This is a genomic window from Streptomyces sp. CA-106110, from assembly GCF_050936285.1.
Taxonomy (GTDB): Bacteria; Actinomycetota; Actinomycetes; order Streptomycetales; family Streptomycetaceae; genus Streptomyces.
This window is the reverse complement of the sequence record NZ_JBNJNB010000001.1, coordinates 916,364-933,100: the sequence shown is the minus strand read 5'-3', so window position 1 is coordinate 933,100 and position 16,737 is coordinate 916,364. Positions and strand designations below refer to the sequence as shown.

12 protein-coding genes and 1 pseudogene are annotated in these 16,737 nt (G+C 69.2%); 9 read left to right on the top strand and 4 right to left on the bottom strand.

Annotated features, from left to right (window positions below; translation table 11 throughout):
- Positions 1-285 precede the first annotated feature (285 nt).
- The 5 genes from ACQEXA_RS04455 (at position 286) to ACQEXA_RS04435 (ending at position 8,315) form a co-directional block, all read left to right on the top strand.
- Positions 286-1,419 (top strand): maleylacetate reductase, encoded by a 1,134-nt coding sequence (locus ACQEXA_RS04455; RefSeq protein ID WP_432937057.1) that lies wholly within the window; start codon positions 286-288, stop codon positions 1,417-1,419.
- Complete coding sequence (locus ACQEXA_RS04450; RefSeq protein ID WP_432937059.1) at positions 1,412-2,281, top strand: dioxygenase; 870 nt, start codon at positions 1,412-1,414, stop codon at positions 2,279-2,281. Before ACQEXA_RS04455 ends, ACQEXA_RS04450 begins: the two co-directional genes overlap by 8 nt.
- Positions 2,282-2,418: 137 nt before the next feature.
- Positions 2,419-5,343: an AfsR/SARP family transcriptional regulator gene (locus tag ACQEXA_RS04445; RefSeq protein ID WP_432937061.1), complete on the top strand. Its 2,925-nt coding sequence runs from the start codon at positions 2,419-2,421 to the stop codon at positions 5,341-5,343.
- Between the two features lie 144 nt (positions 5,344-5,487).
- Positions 5,488-5,958: a flavin reductase family protein gene (locus ACQEXA_RS04440; protein ID WP_433128770.1), complete on the top strand. Its 471-nt coding sequence runs from the start codon at positions 5,488-5,490 to the stop codon at positions 5,956-5,958.
- Positions 5,959-6,095: 137 nt separating this feature from the next.
- The gene (locus ACQEXA_RS04435) at positions 6,096-8,315 is read left to right on the top strand and encodes a LuxR C-terminal-related transcriptional regulator (protein ID WP_433128768.1); all 2,220 of its coding nucleotides are present in this window, start codon (positions 6,096-6,098) and stop codon (positions 8,313-8,315) included.
- A gap of 19 nt (positions 8,316-8,334) precedes the next feature.
- On the opposite strand, the gene ACQEXA_RS04430 is transcribed toward ACQEXA_RS04435, so the two are convergent.
- A complete protein-coding gene (locus tag ACQEXA_RS04430; RefSeq protein ID WP_360998492.1) occupies positions 8,335-9,852 on the bottom strand; it encodes a 4-hydroxyphenylacetate 3-hydroxylase family protein in 1,518 nt (505 codons plus the stop codon).
- Between the two features lie 158 nt (positions 9,853-10,010).
- Between ACQEXA_RS04430 and ACQEXA_RS04425 the strand changes: the two genes are divergently transcribed.
- The 4 genes from ACQEXA_RS04425 (at position 10,011) to ACQEXA_RS04410 (ending at position 14,423) form a co-directional block, all read left to right on the top strand.
- On the top strand, positions 10,011-12,863 hold the full coding sequence (locus ACQEXA_RS04425) for a helix-turn-helix transcriptional regulator (RefSeq protein WP_432937066.1): 2,853 nt from the start codon (positions 10,011-10,013) through the stop codon (positions 12,861-12,863).
- Between the two features lie 164 nt (positions 12,864-13,027).
- Positions 13,028-13,339: a hypothetical protein gene (locus tag ACQEXA_RS04420; RefSeq protein ID WP_432937068.1), complete on the top strand. Its 312-nt coding sequence runs from the start codon at positions 13,028-13,030 to the stop codon at positions 13,337-13,339.
- Positions 13,323-13,799 carry a hypothetical protein gene (locus ACQEXA_RS04415; protein WP_432937070.1) on the top strand — a complete coding sequence of 159 codons (477 nt, stop codon included), beginning with the start codon at positions 13,323-13,325 and terminating at the stop codon, positions 13,797-13,799. The genes ACQEXA_RS04420 and ACQEXA_RS04415 overlap by 17 nt, the downstream gene beginning before the upstream one ends.
- A gap of 33 nt (positions 13,800-13,832) precedes the next feature.
- On the top strand, positions 13,833-14,423 hold the full coding sequence (locus ACQEXA_RS04410) for a malonic semialdehyde reductase (protein ID WP_359393482.1): 591 nt from the start codon (positions 13,833-13,835) through the stop codon (positions 14,421-14,423).
- 285 nt (positions 14,424-14,708) lie between these two features.
- On the opposite strand, the pseudogene ACQEXA_RS04405 reads toward ACQEXA_RS04410, so the two are convergent.
- From ACQEXA_RS04405 to ACQEXA_RS04395, 3 genes and pseudogenes are all read right to left on the bottom strand, one after another.
- A pseudogene (locus ACQEXA_RS04405) lies at positions 14,709-15,053 on the bottom strand (TetR family transcriptional regulator); the annotation flags it as partial.
- A gap of 554 nt (positions 15,054-15,607) precedes the next feature.
- The gene (locus ACQEXA_RS04400) at positions 15,608-15,919 is read right to left on the bottom strand and encodes a hypothetical protein (protein WP_432937076.1); all 312 of its coding nucleotides are present in this window, start codon (positions 15,917-15,919) and stop codon (positions 15,608-15,610) included.
- A gap of 199 nt (positions 15,920-16,118) precedes the next feature.
- Positions 16,119-16,685 carry an AAA family ATPase gene (locus ACQEXA_RS04395; protein ID WP_432937078.1) on the bottom strand — a complete coding sequence of 189 codons (567 nt, stop codon included), beginning with the start codon at positions 16,683-16,685 and terminating at the stop codon, positions 16,119-16,121.
- Positions 16,686-16,737: the final 52 nt, after the last annotated feature.

Sequence of the window (16,737 nt, the reverse complement as noted above, 5' to 3'; positions counted from 1 at the left end):
GGGTCGGTGGAAATCGTGGAGGTCGTTTCCGCCGCGGCATGTCCGTAGGATTCGCATCCCGCCCGACTCGGACATGCTTCCACGGTCCACACCGTGACGTCCCTCCGCATCCCGCAGATGAGTGATGTCGGCCGAGCATCCGGGGCCACGGTGCCGGTGCCCGTCGCTTGAACAGGGTATTTCCACGCCGGTTCACCTCATCGCCTGCAGATTCCGTTGACGTGCGCCATTCGACTGCCGAAGCTTTTTTCATAAACAGACGAGCGGCGGACTGAGGAAATTCTCATGAAGACATTCGTGCATCGGGGGCAGATCACCAAGGTGGTCTTCGGCAGCGGGACGCGCAGCCGTCTCCCCGAAGAGGCCGATGCTCTCGGATGCCGCCGGGTGCTCATCCTGTGCACACCTGGTCAAGTGGACCAGGCAGCGAAGGTGCGCGACCTGCTGGGCGCCGCAGCCGTGGGGATTTTCGCCGAAGCGGCCCCGCATACCCCGGTCGAGGTCACGGAGAAGGCCCTCGCGTACGCCGGAACTGTGGGAGCGGACTCCGTGCTCGCCATCGGCGGCGGATCGACCGTCGGCCTCGGCAAGGCCATCGCAGCGCGGACCGGACTTCCACAGCTGGCGCTGCCCACCACCTATGCCGGCTCGGAGATGACGCCGATCCTCGGCGAGACCGAAGGCCGCAGGAAGACGACCCGGCGGCTGCCGGAAGTGCTGCTCAAGACAGTGGTGTACGACGTCGACCTGACGCTCACGCTTCCCGCGGCGATTTCGGTGGTCAGCGGCATCAACGCGATGGCCCACGCCGTGGAGGCCCTCTATGCCCAGGACCGGGACCCGGTCGCCTTCCTGATGGCCGGTGAAGCACTCGACTCCCTCACCCGATCCCTTCCGGTCATCGTTCAGCGTCCGGACGACGGCGAGGCGCGCGCCGATGCGTTGTACGGGGCGTGGCTGGCGGGCACGTGCCTGGGCACGGTGGGCATGGCACTGCATCACAAGGTCTGCCACGTCCTGGGCGGCACATTCGGGCTTCCGCACGCCGAAACCCATGCAGTGGTCCTGCCGCACGTGGTCGCCTACAACGGGCCGGCGGCCCCCGAGGCCATAACACGCATCGCGCAGGCGCTTCCGGGGGACGACGCCGCGAGCGCTCTCTTCGACTTCGCCGGGCGACTCGGCGCCCCCAGGGCACTGCGTGATCTCGGTATGCCGGAATCGGGGATCGAGCAGGCGGCCGAACTCATCGTGCGGGACGCCTACTGGAATCCGCGACCAGTGGACCGGACGGCCGTTCGCGGCTTCCTGACCCGCGCTTGGGCCGGGGAGACGCCGTGGACGTCACCCGGCGACGAACCTCCCCAGTCCGACTCCGTCAACGAACACTCAACCACCACGGGAGCGCGACATGCGTGATCTGACCAGCGACACCATCACCGAGGCTGTGATCGCGACCATGCGGGACACCAAGGACTCCCGCGTCGCGGAGATCCTGGAATCACTGGTGCGGCATCTCCACTCCTTCGTCCGCGAGGTCGGACTGACGGAGGAGGAGTGGGCCCAGGGAGTGGACTTCCTGACCCGTACCGGGCAGAAATGCACCCCGACGCGCCAGGAGTTCATCCTGCTGTCCGACGTCCTGGGCGTCACCATGCTGGTCGACGCCCTGAGCAATCGACGCCCCGCCGAAGCCACGCAGAACAGCGTCCTGGGCCCCTTCTTCAGGGAGGACAGGCCGCGGTCCGCCGACGCCGCCGACATCTCCGGAGGTCTGCCCGGCACCCCGTTGTTCTTCGAGGGACGGGTCGTGGACCGTGAGGGAGCGCCGGTGGCCGGCGCCGCGGTGGATGTATGGCACAGCGACGCGGAGGGCCATTACGACGTGGATGTGCCCGGCCAGGTCGACCCGGCGATGCGCGCGCTTTTCCGGACCGACGAGACGGGACACTTCAGTTTCCGTTCCATTCGCCCGTCCAGCTACCCGATACCCGGTGACGGCCCGGTCGGCGAACTCATGAGCGCGACCAGCCGGTCGCTCATGCGTCCCGCCCATGTGCACCTGCTGATGGAGGCTGCGGGATTCCAGCGCCTGACCACCATGCTGTTTCCGTCGGACGACCCGTACCTGGACATGGATCCGGTCTTCGGTGTCAAGGAGTCGCTGGTCGAGTCCTTTGACACGTACGGGGCCGGGGCCGGGCCCTACGGCGAGCAGACCGACGTGCCGTACACCCTGCTGCGCCACACCTTTGTCCTCGAACCCCTCCCCGCGGACTGAGCATCACTGCCGCCGCGCACGCAGCCGAGAGGCAGTCATCGATGAGAAGCAGCGATCCCGGTGAAACGGGAGGTGTCCTGCCTCGGCTGCCCCGTCATGTCATACCCCGGCCGAGACTGGTCCGCAGAATCCATGAGGTGCTGGACCAGCACTCGGTACTCGTCATGGCGGCTTCGGCGGGGTCGGGGAAGACGACCGCCGCGGTCCAGGCGGCGCAAGAGCTGTCCAGCCCTGTCGCCTGGGTGTCGCTCACCGGGATGCCCGGCAACGTCGGTACGGGTGCGGGTGATTCCGGCGCCGACGGGCTGACGCTGACGCGCCTTCTCGAGGCAGCCGTCGTGCCCCATGTGCCGGCCGCGGCGACCGCGCTGACCGGCGCACTGGCGGGAGGGCTGGCGGCGTCGGAGGTGGGTGCCCTGCTCGCCAGGATGCTGGCGGGCACCGATCTGGTGCTGGTGCTGGACCGGGTGGAGACGATCGGTGGGGGCGCCGGTGCGGCAGGGCTGCTCGCCGCACTGGCCGGGAGTCTGCCGGAAGGGCCGCGGCTGGTACTGATCTCCCGAGTGAATCTGCCCCAAGGACTCGGAGGTCTAGGCGATGTCCATCGCGTCGCCTTCCTCGAGGACGGGGACCTGGCCTTCGACGTGCCTGAGGCCGCCGAAGCCCTGCACGCCATCGGCCGAAGCGACGACGCCTGCCAACTGGTCGATGCGATGGGCGGCTGGGTCACCGGCGTCCTGTACGACTGGTGGGGTGTCGATCCCGCAGCCTCCGCCGTGCAGCACGATCGCCTCGCGGCCGAACTGCTCACCCAGCTCATGCCCGCGGAGGTGTCGCTGCTCGTCCGGACGAGCCTGCTCGACGACGGCGTGACGGCCGAGCAGGCGAACGCCCTCGGACTGGCATCGCCGGACCGTACGCTGGCCGCCCTCCGCAGCCGACGGCTGCCGCTCACCTGGTCCTCCGACGGCAACCGTATGGTCGCCCTGCCGCGGTTCCGCCACTATCTCCAACGCGAGATCGGACGCCTGGACGACACCAGCATGCGTGCGCTGCGACGGGGGTACGCCACGCTGCTCCAGGGCAGGGGGCGCCACGAGGATGCCGTGGACGAGCTGCTCATGAGCGGCGACACCGACTCCGCCCGACGAGCCGCAGAACGCGCCCTGCCGGATGTGCTCGGCCGGCTCGACCTGGCGACCGCCGAGAGCTGGCTCGACCGCATGCGCCCGGCGCCCACGCCGAGCTTGGCCTCAGCCGTGCTCCGTGTCGCGTTCGGGCTCGAACAGTGCTGGCGGGGCGTGCAGTTGGCGGACCACCACGGTCGTGCGTGGTGGAGCGGGCTCGCTCAAGAGCCGGGTGGGGCCGAGGACTTGGCCCTGCTGGTGTGGTGCTTCTGGCACGTGGGGCGGATCGACGAGGCGCGCGAGGTCCTGCACGTCATGCCTCCGGGGCCCCCGCGCGACATCGCGGCGGCCGTGCTGGCTCTGGCGGACAACAGCACAGCCCAGCTTGCCCCGGACCTTGTCGACCGTGTCGCGGGGCCCCTTGAGGCCATGGTGATGCGCGTCGCCTACATGGCCGGGCAACTGCGTGAACTGCAGGACGGCTCGTCCGGCGCTTGGCGGAGAGTTGGCGGGACGCCATGGGCGGTCGCCGCCCTGCGCGCCGAGGGACGTATCTCCCAGGCCAAAGCGGCATACATGGCGGTCGGCGACGGACCGTGCCCGGTCTGGCTGGGCGCGATCGAGGCCGCGGAGCTGATGGCGGATCTCGGGTGCCGGGACGAGGCCTGGACCGCACTGCTGGTCGGGCGGGAACAGATCGCCTCGACCGGGTCCCGCGTGTACGAGATCCTCAGCCTGCTCCTTGAGGCAAAACTGGCCCTGCGCCTGGATCACGACCTGCCGCGAGCGGCGCGAGCGCTCGCCGAGGCGGAGCGCAGGGGGTGCGCGCGCTACGCGCTCACCGCGGAACTGGCGGGTATCTGGCGAGGTTTGGAGCTGCTGCTGGCCGGTCGCAACGACGACGCTGTACCCCACCTCACCACCGCGGTCTCCGCAATGCGCACGAGTGGCAGGCGCCTGGAACTTCCGACGGCCGCCGTCTACTTGAGCGAGGCACTGTGGCGTACCGGCGATGAGGACGGTGCGGATGCCGCTGCCGACCTGGCTCTGGAGGTCGCGACGGCCCAGGGCCCCCGCAATCTGCTGTTGCAGGCTCTGGAGGACGTGCCCTCCGTCGCCGCGCGTCGGGCCGACGCGGAACCCACGCACTCCTCACGCTGGCACGAGCTCGTGTCCGCGCTCTCCACCGCCAGACCGGTGACCGGATACGCCGCACCTCGACTGGCACTTGAGGATTACGGCCCGGTGCGGTTGGTCGCCAACGGGCGGGAGGTCCACCCGCGTCTCGCCAAGAGCGTCGAGTTGCTCGCCTACCTGCTGTCCCGGCCCGCGGCGAGCGCCCGACGTCAGGCTCTCTTGGAGGCGCTGTTCCCTGGGCGGAGCGACGCCACGGGGCGCAGCTACCTTCGGCAGGCCGTCTACCGGCTGCGCGAGGTGCTGCCCGACGGCCTTTCGCTCCTTCAGGACGGCGACGTGTACGAGCTGACACCGGCGTCCGCGGTAGTGAGCGCCTCAGGGAACTTCCAGCGACTGCTGGCGGAAGCCGCACGGCAGGACGGCGCGCACCGGTGGGACACGCTTCAGTGCGCCCTGGCCATCGCCGAGCGCGGCTCCTACTTCGACTCCCTTTCGACGCACTGGCTCGACACCAGGCGCGCCGAACTCGACGCCGCGCTCCTGCAGGCCCGCGTGGACGCGGGGACCGTGGCGCTGCACCTCGGCCGAGTGCGGGACGCCCGTCGGCTCGCGCATGCCGTGCTGGACAGCGACCCCTACCGGGAGCAGGCCTGGCGGCTCGCCCTGTACGCCGCGGAGGCGGCCGGCTCCGACGATGAACTGCTCGACCTGTACCGAGGCTACCTGCGCGTCATGAAGGACCTCGGAGTGCCGCCCTCCGCTGACCTGAGACGGCTGGTCGACCGACTGCGCAGATGAGCCGACGGGCCGTGTGAATGCCCGGTGTCGTCCGCGTAGGACGCGATTTCCCCGGCATTAACAGCCGCCGTTGCACGCTTCATCACACGCAGCAGGGCCCAGCCCTACTATCACGGAGGTCCTCCGATGATTGAAACCCGCGACATGACAGTCGATTTCCGAGCCACGATGAGCCGGCTCGCCACCGGTGTCAGCGTGATCACCACGTGCTCCGGCAGCACGCCGATCGGCATGACGGCCAGCGCCGTGTCCGCCTTGTCCCTCGAGCCGCTCCAGTTGCTCGTGTGCATCGCCAACCACCTGTACACGCGGACCGCGATAGCGGAGCACGGCCGCTTCGCCGTCAACATCCTCGGCGAGGACAGCGAGTCCCTGGCGCGGAACTTCGCCGCTTCCAAGCCGGACAAGTTCGCGGGCGTCGAGACTGTCGACGACCACGGTGTGCCGGTGTTGAAGGACGCCATCGCGGCTGTTGTGTGCGACGTGGCCGCGGCGCTCCCCGGTGGCGATCACACCATCTTCGTGGGTGACGTCCGCTATTGCGGGCACAGGGGCGATGGCAGGCCTCTGCTCCACTTTGCGGGAGGTTTCGGCGCGATCAGGGCTCCGCACTAGTCCTGCCGGCAGCGGTCCGAAGGGCGCCGCTGCGGGGTCCGTGACCGGCCCACTACGGCCCCCGATGTCCGGCTCTTCCGAGGTGAGCCAGGGACGTCGGGGGCTACGCCCGTTCCGACGAGTCCACGGAAGGCGCCATGACCAACTCCGTGCCGACCTTCAAGCTGCATCCTCCGGCCCAGCCCCCGCATCTCCTGACACGCCCCCGTCTGCTGCGCCGGCTTGACGCGGCGACCGAGCCCGTGGTCGTGGTCTCCGCGCCGGCCGGTGCCGGGAAAACGGTGCTCCTGACCGAGTGGTCGCGAGGCCTGGCGGCTCACGGAGAGTGCGCCTGGCTCACCCTCGACGCGTACGACAACGTCCCCGGCCGGCTCTGGGCCGGCATTGTGCGGGCCTTGCACGAGGCACGACCGACACTGCCCGCCCGCCCCGACAGCGATGAATGGACGCTCGACGCATGGCTCGAGGAGATCCTGCCGAGCCTTGTGGCCGGCCCGGGCGAAGCAGGCCCGCTCACGCTGATCCTCGACGGACTGGAATCCATCACGGACGCCGACGCGGTCCGCGGACTGGGAGACTTCCTGACGAGGCTGCCCCAGGGCTTCCGCATCGTTCTGTCGACCCGGCACCTTCCCGGAAGGCCCCTTCCGGCCCTGCGCGCCCGGGGCCTGACCGTCGAACTGGACCAGCACGACCTGGCCTTCACCCTCGAGGAAGCAGAGGCAGTGCTCACCGATCTGCTCGGCTCCGCTCCGAGCCCGGACACGGCGACCGCACTGCACGAGGCCACCGAAGGCTGGGCGGCAGGGCTGAGCATCATGGGGCGCACCCTGGCCCGCTCGGCGAACAAGGCCGACGTGGAAGGGAACTTGGCCCGCGGCAGGCATGCGGTCACCGAGTATCTGGCGACCGAGGTGCTCTACCGGCTCACCACCGAACAGCGCCGGTTCCTGCTGCGTACCAGTGTGCTCGACGAGCTGAGCGCCGGGCCGTGCCAGGCGCTCGCTGGTGACCGGGCGGGCGTTCTGTTGCACGAGCTCGCCCGGACCGTACAACTGCTCGTGCCCGTCGCCGCTGTTCCGTCGGCGTACCGGCATCACCGGGCATTGTCTACGCTCCTGTCCGACGTCCTGACGTCCAAAGGGCCGGATACCGTCGGGTCCCTGCACCGGTCGGCGGGTCAGTGGTACTCCCGGCAGGGAGAGACGACCGCGGCCGTACGGCACTGGGTGCTGGGCGGCGACGAGTCAGCGGCCGTCGCGTCGATCCTCGGCGCCTGGGAGAAGGCGATCTCGGCAGGCCGTCGTGCCGAGGTCTCGCATTGGCTGGACCTCTTGCCGCCCCGCACGGTGGCCGCCGACGCAAGATTGTGCGTCGTGGCGGCGATGGCGGCCCTCTCGGGGGGCGCCCCGGAAAAGGCGCGGCGCTGGCTCGAGGTGGCCCGGCTCAGGCAGACGGGACCTGAGACGGTCGGCGACGGCAGTACGGTGTCCGATGCGGCAGCCGTCGCTCAGGCTGTCGCCTGCTGTCTGGAGGGGGAGATCCTGACCGCCGAGCATCTCGGCGAATCCGCCGTGGCCGGTACCATGCCGTTGACTTCCTGGCGGGCTCTGGCCAGTACGGCCCGCGGTGCTGCGATGCTGTGGACCTCCCGGTACGAGGAAGCGGAGGCGCTGCTCGGCGAGGCGACCCGTGATGCGCATGCGGCCGGGCACAGCTTGGCGCTCGTCCGCGCGCTGGGCTTTCGGGCGATGTCCGCGCTGCTGGCCGGCCGCCACGAGCCCGCGCGCGTGCTGAGCGACGAGGCCCTCGAGGCGGCCGCGACGGCCGGCCTGAGCAGGCACTTCGTCGCTGTGTCCGCCTACATCGGCCGGGCCGGCGTACTCGTGGAGGAAGGACAGGTCGAGGAGGCAGAGCGCGTTCTGGCCGACGGCGAAGCGGCGCTGGCGGGCGCGCCCCGCGCCGGAGGCGAACCCCACGTACGCGCCTTGTGCCACTTCACGCGGGCACGACTTGAGAGTGCGCGGCACAATGCCGACGCGGCGCGGGTCGCCCGCGAGGCGGCCGAGCGGGCAGCGGACCGGTGCGAGTCACCAGGGGTACTGACGGATCTGCTCGGGCGGCTCGGCAAGGAATCGATGGTGGCGCCCGCCGTGCCCGGCCCCCAGGACCTGTCGCTGGGGGAGCGCCGAGTGCTCCGCGCCCTGTGCGGTCCGTTGACGCTGCGTGAGATCGCCTCGGAACTCTATGTGTCCCACAACACCGTAAAGACACAGGTACGGGCGATCTTCCGCAAACTCGGCGCGCACGACAGGAGCGGAGCGGTCGCAAGGGCCCGGGAGTGCGGCGTGCTCTGATCCGGGCCCGTGCATCCCGCTACGAAGCGTCCTGGCGGCGGGCGTAGTCCGCCTGAGACGTGTATGCGGTCTCCTTCTGTTCGGCGCTCGCGCTCTCGATGCCGCAGACCTTGCGCGCGAGGTCAGCCATACTGCCGTTCGGGGACATCTCGGCACGCTTCATGGTGAGCGTGCGGATGGCCAGCAGGGGAGTGCCGTTGAAGTTCTCGAAGGTGCTGATGCGGTCGCCCCAGTCGGACAGGAACAGATCGCGGATCACGCGGCTGATCTTCAGCCGGTCGTGCGGCCTCCCGACCGGTCCGGTCTGCAACGCCTCCAGCCACGGCCGGAGTTCGGACTGCTGCCACTGCCCCTCGGTCGGGAAGATGAGCGAGGCACGTCCGGCCAGGTCGACGACCTCGTGGACCATGCCGGCGATGTTCTCGAGGTAATACGCCCGCCCGAAGTCGAACATCAGGACGTTCGGCTTGTAGAGGCCACCCGGCGTGGTGAACCCCTCGTCCTCCGAAGCGATCACATGCGCCTTGAGCGTCTGGTGGAAGCCGGCGAACCGGGCGATCCGGGTCTGGACCGGGGGCAGTTGATAGGTACCGATGTGCTCGGTGATCAGCAGGACCAGACCGAGCATCAGCTCGGCGCGCACCATCTGGCGTACCAGGGCCTGGTAGTGCAGCCAGTCGAAGACGCGCTGCGGGTACAGCGACGCGTGCTTGGGATTACCGATGTGGAACACCCGATTCCAGGGGATGAGCACATCCTCGAACACGATGACCGCGTCCAACTCGTCGCCCTGCGAGGCGAGCGGGTGCTCGACCTCCTCGCCGTCCCGGACGTTGCTCTCCCGGCAGATGATGGTGACCCCCGGGGTGTTGGGCTTGACCGCCCCGAAGATGATCTGTTCCGGCAGAATGCCGGGGCGGTAGAAGACGCCGATGTGGATCCAGTCACCGAAGGCAGCGCCGGTGCTGATCGCCTTCACGCCCCGCACGGTGATGCCCTCGTCCGAGGTGCCGACCACCTGCAGGGCAGGGGACTCGGCCTGCGCGGAATCGCGCGAGCGGTCCGTCTGCGGGTCGACGAACGCCGGCGTCGTGTTGAGGTCGCTCTCTCGCACCTCGTTCCAGAAGTCGATGATCCCCTTGGCCAGATCCCGCCCATCGGTGCCGACGGACTGGCTGCTCCAGGGCTCCGGGTCGTCGACGTAGGTGATCAGTACGTAGTTGTTGACGTCCGGAGTGCGCGGGGTCGCCCCGCCGCCGAGCTCCCGCAGCACCGTCTCCATGTAGCGCCGCTTGCGCTTCAGGTCCTCCTTGGTGCGGTGCTGGAACCACGTCATGGACCGCCTGACGCCGTCCTCGTCCACGAACGTCATGACGTCCTGGAGGTCCGGACGGTGGTGCAGGTCGTAGAAGTCCGCGAGCCTGCGGGCATACGCCCGGGTCTTGGGGTGCGTGGCCACGTTCTCGACGAGCTCGTCGCCCACCCACACCTTGCGGCCGTCGTTCAGTGCCGCCAGGTATTCCTTGCCTGTACGCACGTCGTGCTCCTCTCCAGGGGCAAGAGATCTGGACGGCACGGAGCATGCGTCGCGGCGGGGTGAGAGGACGGCGCGGAACCGCGAATCACCCGGGTGAAAGCGCCGAGCCCAGGGGAAGCGACGTTGAGGGCACATGTGCCGTGCGGCATGCTTGATCCATGCGCAGCTCAGACCCCGCGGGCGACCGGGCCCGTGGGCCCGGCAACCGGGCCATGCCCGGGCTGCGCCTCAGGGGACGGGACCGCGAGATCGTGGCTGTCCGTGAGGCCCTGGAAGCGGTGCGTGGTGGACAGGGTGCCTGCGTCGTCGTGGAAGGCGCACCTGGCGTCGGCAAGAGCCGGCTGCTCGCGGAGCTGGACGAGCTGGCGCGGCAGTTCGGGTTCGATGTGGTGTCAGTACAGGCCGACGAGCTCGACCAGTACGCGGCAGGAGCCGCCCTGCAGTCCGCCTTGCAGTCCTCCGCCGATCGTGACCGAGCCGCCGCGGCCACCGACGACCAGCGGCTGTGGCTGCTGGACGGCATCACGGACGCTCTCGAGGAGCGAGCTCAGCGCGCCCCGGTGGCCGTGCTTGTGGACGACGCCCAGTGGGCGGATCCGGCAACCCTCTTCGTGCTCCGCACCCTGCCCGGACGACTGGCCGCCTCCCGGATCCTGTGGGTTCTGGCGGTACGGTCGGAGACCGAGCGGCCGACCGTGGCCAAGGTGCGAGAGGACCTCGAACGTCTCGGAGCCCGGTGGTTGACCCTCGGCCCCCTGCCGCAGCAGGAGCTGCAGCACATCGCTGCCGATGTCCTCGGGGCGAAGCCGTCACCCGGTCTGGCCAAGCTCCTGCGAGGCGTCGCGGGCAATCCGTTCCTGGCGATCGAACTGGTGCGCGCTCTTACCGACACGGATGCCCTCAAAGTGGAGGGGGGCGTGGCGAACCTCCTGCACGACTCGATCCCCGGCGGTTTCCGGCGGAGTGTCGCCGCGCGTCTGGACCGGCTCCCGGAGGATGCCGTGCGCCTACTCCAGATCGGGTCCGTCCTCGGCCGCGAATTCGACCTGGGCACGGCCGCCCGAATGCTCGGCAGGCAGGTCGGCAGCCTGCTGCCGGGTGTCGAGGCCACCCTGAACGCCGGGCTGCTCTCGGCCGACGGCCCACGACTGGCCTTCCGCCACGACCTCATACGGCAGGCTGTCCACGAGAACCTGCCGCTGGCCGTACGGACCGCTCTGCATCGGGAGGCTGCCGACACCCTGCGTGGCGTCGGAGCACGATCGGCGGAGCTGGCCTGGCACGTCGTCATGTCGGGCGGCCCGGTCGACGACGCCGCCGTGACCACGCTGACCACTGCCGTACGGGAACTGTCATTGACGGCCCCCGACGCGGCTGCGGACTTCGCTCTGCGGATCGCCGGCCTGCTGCCCCCACACGACCGGCGTCGAATCACCCTGCTGACCGACGCCGCCGAGTACCTCGGCCGTACCCGCCGGGTGCACGAGGCCCTCGACCTGATCGACGCCGCCCTGTCGGACGGTCTTGAGCCGTCGCAGGAGGCATGCCTGCGCCTGGTGGCTGCCGAGATCTATCAGGCGGCGGGCGAGGACGCCGCCGCGATGACCCACCTCGAGCGGGCCCTGGACCTTCCCGGGCTTTCGCCTGACGTGCGCATCCGCCTGCTGAAGACCAAGGCGACGGGCCACGTGTACCTCGGAGACGTCGCCGCTGCGGAACAGATCGACACCGGACTGGTCGAGGCTGCCTACCGCAGCCACGATCCGGCTCTCGTCGTCAGCGCAATGGTGTTCCAGTCACAGACGTGCTTCTACCGCGGGCGCCTTGCCCGCGCCCTCGAGCTTGCCGAGCAGGCCACACGGCGCGCCGGCACGGAGTCCGCCGTGCTCCACCTGCGGCCCCTGCGGATTCCGGCGCTATGGCTGGCCACGGTACTGACCAGCAGCGACCGGCTCGCAGACACCGAGGGGATTCTGCGGGAGGGACAGCGCGAAGCGGAGGCCCTGGGCCTCGGCTGGTCGCTTCCCCTCTGGCATGCCGCTCGTGCCTGCGCACTCCTCGAACAGGGAGCACTGGACGACGCGGCAGTGGAGGCCGAAGCGAGTCTGACGGTGGCGGACGAACTCGAGATCATGCAACCGAATCCGCGGGCCCGCTCCGTGCTCGCGTTGGTGGAGACCAGACGCGGTGACCTCGCCAAGGCCAGGGACCATCTCGGCGCCGCCGAAGCCGGTTCCGGCACAGCCACGCAGCGGTACGGCCTGTGGGTGTCGCTCGCGCGCGCCTGCCTGGCGCACGCGGAGGGCCGGGATGCCGCGGCGGCAGGGATATTCAAGGACAGCTTCGGACAGCTCGAGCCGACGCGGCTGCTTGCGGTACCTCCGTCCCACTGGCCCGCGATGGTGCGCATCGCGCTCCGAGCCGAGGACCCGTCGCTCGCGCAGACCGTGTCCGACTCCCTGCGCAGCCTGACCGCACAGGACGACAGCCGGCTGACCATCGGCGCGGTCCGCGCCCATGTGGACGGCCTGCTCCACAGCGACCCCCGCGCCCTGGAGTCCGCCATCACCGGTTACCGGAGCACCGGCAGGCCGCTGGCACTGGCTGCGGCCTGTGAGGACCTCGGCGAGCTCATGGCCGCATCGCCCGATCCAACGCCGGCGATCCCGTATTTCGAGGAAGCGGCTGAGCTGGCGGCGGCCTCCGGAGCCCTGCGCGATCACGAACGGATCAGGCGGCGCCTTCGGCAGCTCGGCGTGCGCACCGGCGCTCCACGGCACCACACGATCGGCTCCCCGGAGTGGGGGGACCTGACCGAATCCGAGCGGAAGCTGATTCCGCTGGTCGTGGACGGCCTCACCAACCGGGCCATCGCCGACCGGCTCTATGTGTCCGTGCACACCGTCAACACCCACATGAAGCACATCTTCACCAAGCTGGGTATCAACACGCGAGTCGAACTGACTCGTCTGGCGGTCGAACGGGGTGGTCTCGCCGACGGGGCGGACTGAGCGGTGGGGGACTGAGCGGCGGGGGAGTGAGCGGCCCCGAAGGGCAGGGCGCGAGCGCCAGGATCCCTTGAATGGGCGATGCCTGCTGCGGCGGTACTGCTGATGCTGGTGGCGACGGCGTGCAATGCGCACGGCGCCGCCTTTCATCAGGAAGTGACCGCCTCATGAACACGATGCGCGAAGTAGGCGCACACCGACGCGGAGGCCCCGACCGGCTGATCCGCAAGACCGCACCGCGTGCCGAGCCAAGGCGCGGCGACATGGTCCGGGCGGGCCGGGACCATGTCGCACACGGATTGTGCTTCGTCGTCGAGCCGGCCGCAGACGGGCTCGACTCCATCAGCAAGTGGATCAGGAGCCGGCTGAGCCCGGACACCGACCGGGTAGTTTCCGTCGCGCGGACCCGCGTCGCATACGAGGCGCTCGAGAAGGAGTACCGACCCGGCAAGGCTTTCACTCATGTCGCGCGCGGATAGCGAGCCGCAGCGCAGGGCGGTCGGTCGCAGTGCCGACGCAGGCCGGGAACGCGGATACCGCGGCCAACTCCGCGCTGTCGTGGCCGCGAGCGCGGCCCCGCACGGATACACCCTGGCGCTGTGGACCGCCACCGCGGTGACGTCGTCCGATCGGGGCGCCCCCGGGGCGGCCGAGGTCCTGGCGGGCCTCACTGGTGCGACGTTCGCCTTCGTCGCGTTGGGTACTGTCGCGTACGGCGGTGCCCTCATGACGCCGGACAAGTCCGTCCCGGCGGGCACCTGGATATGGGCCGCCTTCCATTTGCCCATGGCCGCTTTCGCCGCGCTGGTCAGCCTGTTGCTCGCGCGGTGTTGTTCAGGGCCCCTCCTGTGGGGGCTCGTCGGGGCGACCACGACCGCCGTGTACCTGCTGGGTGTCAGCGCCCAATACCTCTGCTGTGCAGTTCGCCGAATCACCTAGAAGTCACATTCGCTCACCCGTAAGAGGTTCACCATGCCCCTCGCTCTCGACCCCGCTGCCCAGGACCTTCTGTTCCGGGAGGCACGGACCGCCAACACCTTCACCGACGAGCCGGTGACGGACGAACAGATCGAGGCCATCTACGACTTGGTCAAGTACGGGCCCACCTCCATGAACCAGCAGCCGCTGCGTATCGTGCTGGTCCGTTCCGCCGAGGCGCGCGAGCGTCTCGCCAAGCACATGTCCGAGGGCAACCGCAAAAAGACCGCGGCTGCCCCGCTCGTCGCCATCCTTGCCGCGGACAATGAGTTCCACGAGGAACTGCCCAGTCAGTTCCCGCACTTCCCGCAAGCCAAGGATCTCTTCGCCGAGCGTGAAGTGCGTGAGCGATCAGCGAAGCTCAACGCGCTCCTCCAGATCGGCTATTTCATCGTCGGCATTCGCGCCGCCGGTCTGGCTGCAGGACCGATGACCGGCTTCGACGCCGAGGGCATCGACAAGGAGTTCTTCGGCGATGGCGAGCACTCGGTTCTTGTCGTCGTCAACATCGGCAAGCCGGGCGAGAACGCGTGGTTCACACGCTCCCCGCGTCTGACGTACGGCCAAGTGGTCTCCACCGTCTGATCGAGGGGCAACGGTCACCTGGCAGCGTGCTTGCGCGAGCGCCGAAGCGTGATCCCGCCAGTGCGCTGCCCGGTGATCTACCTCGTCACCACGGTGCCCAGACCGAAGGCCGTCGACGCTGACAGCGGCGGGGGCATCCGTGGCTCGGCTGCTGCCGATCGCCATGATTGACACCGCGTGGCCTTTCCAAGGGAGGCGTGGCGGGCTGCGGCTTGCCGACCGCACAGCGGCAGGCAGCGATGTTGGCGTGGCGCGCCGTTGTGCCGGTGGGACGCCGGGCACTCGTCAGGGGTTCGTGAGATGCCGCTGCACGACCGGTGCCACCCGTGCCACGAGCTGTTCCAAGTCCGCGGAGGCCAGCGGCTCCACTTTGATCACGTATCGCAGTACCGCCACCCAGACCAGCTGGGCGGCTGCCGGCTCGGCGCGCAGCTCGGGCTCCTGGATGTCCAGCTGGCCCGCGGCGCGTCGCAGCAGCTGCATGGCGACCAAGCGGCGGAAGACAGCGGCAGCGGACTCGTTGGTCAGGGCGGACCGGAGAATCGCCGGCAGCGGCGTACGGTCGTGGACGTTCTCCCAGACGCTGAGGACGAACCGGGTCAGGCGCTCGCCGACGCCCTCGTGGGGTCCTGGGTGATCGCATCCGGCAGTCTCATGACGGGGGTGCTGCGCCGGACAGGACCCGCTTCGGTCGCCCTGGTCATGGGCACGGCACCTCACTCACCTGCGGGACACCTTCACGGCCGACGCGAGGTCCAGGTACGTGAACGCGAGGGCTTTGGCGAGGACGGTCCGGTCGGGGGCGTACGCGAGTAGTCACTGCTGACGCCCTCTTCCGAATTCGCCGGGAAGTAGGGCCTGATCACGTCGACGGCGGAGCCACCGGTCACATGGAGGGGGAGGGCGGTGCTGGAGCCTGGGCGCGGTGGTGCGCTCGCGCGTGTACCGCCTGGCGTTGTCCGGGCCCAGCGCTGCCCGGCCCCGCCGACTACTCGGCGAGCAGAAGGTCGTCCTCCTCGAACAACGCGGGGTTGTCCGAGCGGAGGAGGACGGCAACGCCGAGTACGACGCCGCGTGCGCGCATTGATACGACCATGGGCGAGTGCATCCCGGGCTCGCGGATCTTCTTGGCCCGTGCCGGGTCCAGCTCTACCTATGCCGGGCTCGCACGAGAGGGTGGCCCGTCAGCGAGCGTCGGAGCTTTCGTTCGCGGAGTGCTGGGGACCGGGGTAGGGGTCGTATCCGAACGTCTTGAGCTGTTCCCAGATCCAGGGGTAGAAGCGGTCGTACCGGCTGTACCCGACGCTGCTGTCTCCGTTTCCGCTGTCGTTTTCTCCGGTGGTCGCCGTGTCCGCAACCACACCTGCCCGGGCGGGGACGGGCGCGTCGGCCGGAAGTGGAGCCGCGGTTGCGGACGTACTGACAGCGAGGAGCGCACCTCCGGCCACTGCGAGAGAAGCAGTCGCGGTGGCAATACGCCGCATGAACTTGTTCATGGTCATTCCTCCTTGCATTACTCAACTACTGATGTCCCCGGTGCAGCCACACAGCTCCACGACCGCCGTCGCGGTCCACCCGGGCACCGTCGGAGCATGGGGCTCATCGAGCAAATGCAGTCCGTCCGCAATTCCCGGAGAGCAATAACTACCGACGCGACAAGTGTCGATTGGAAAAGCCGACAGCGCATCGCTCGACCTAGTGATTGGGCGTACGCAAATAGGCCCGTCCTTTCGGCGCCCATTCGGTGGCGGCCACCACCTCGCGCGCGATGTCCACGACAGCCCGCCCATCCGTCACCACGCGCACGGTCTCCGCAGGGGCCCGCTGGTCCAGCAGCCGCGCCTTGCGGGCACTTCCCTTTAGCTCCTGCTCCAGTTCCGAGCCGAGTTCCCGGCGCACCAGCCGCTCGCGGGCGGTGGCATCGGAGGCGGTGAGCAGGACCCGTACGATCCGCACTCCCGACCCCATGGCACGCTCGAACATTCCAGCCGCCTCAGGTAGCACACTCAGAGTGTTCGTATAGATCAGCCGGCGGTAGCCGCGCCGGGCGAAGTTCGCCCACACAGCAGTCAGATTGCTCTCCGTGATCTCCGAACGGTGAGGATCGCCCTCCGGGGCCGGATGTACCTGACCCATGAAGTCTCCATCGATGACCGCATGCGAGACCGCCGCCGCCCGCAGCAACGCCGAAACCTCCCACCCCACCGTCGTCTTGCCGACTCCGGCCCGCCCTCCGATGAGCAGTACTTCTGCGTGATCCATAGAGGCAGCGTGCCAGCTCGCATCCTTTTCACGCGATCCGATATCGATCGGC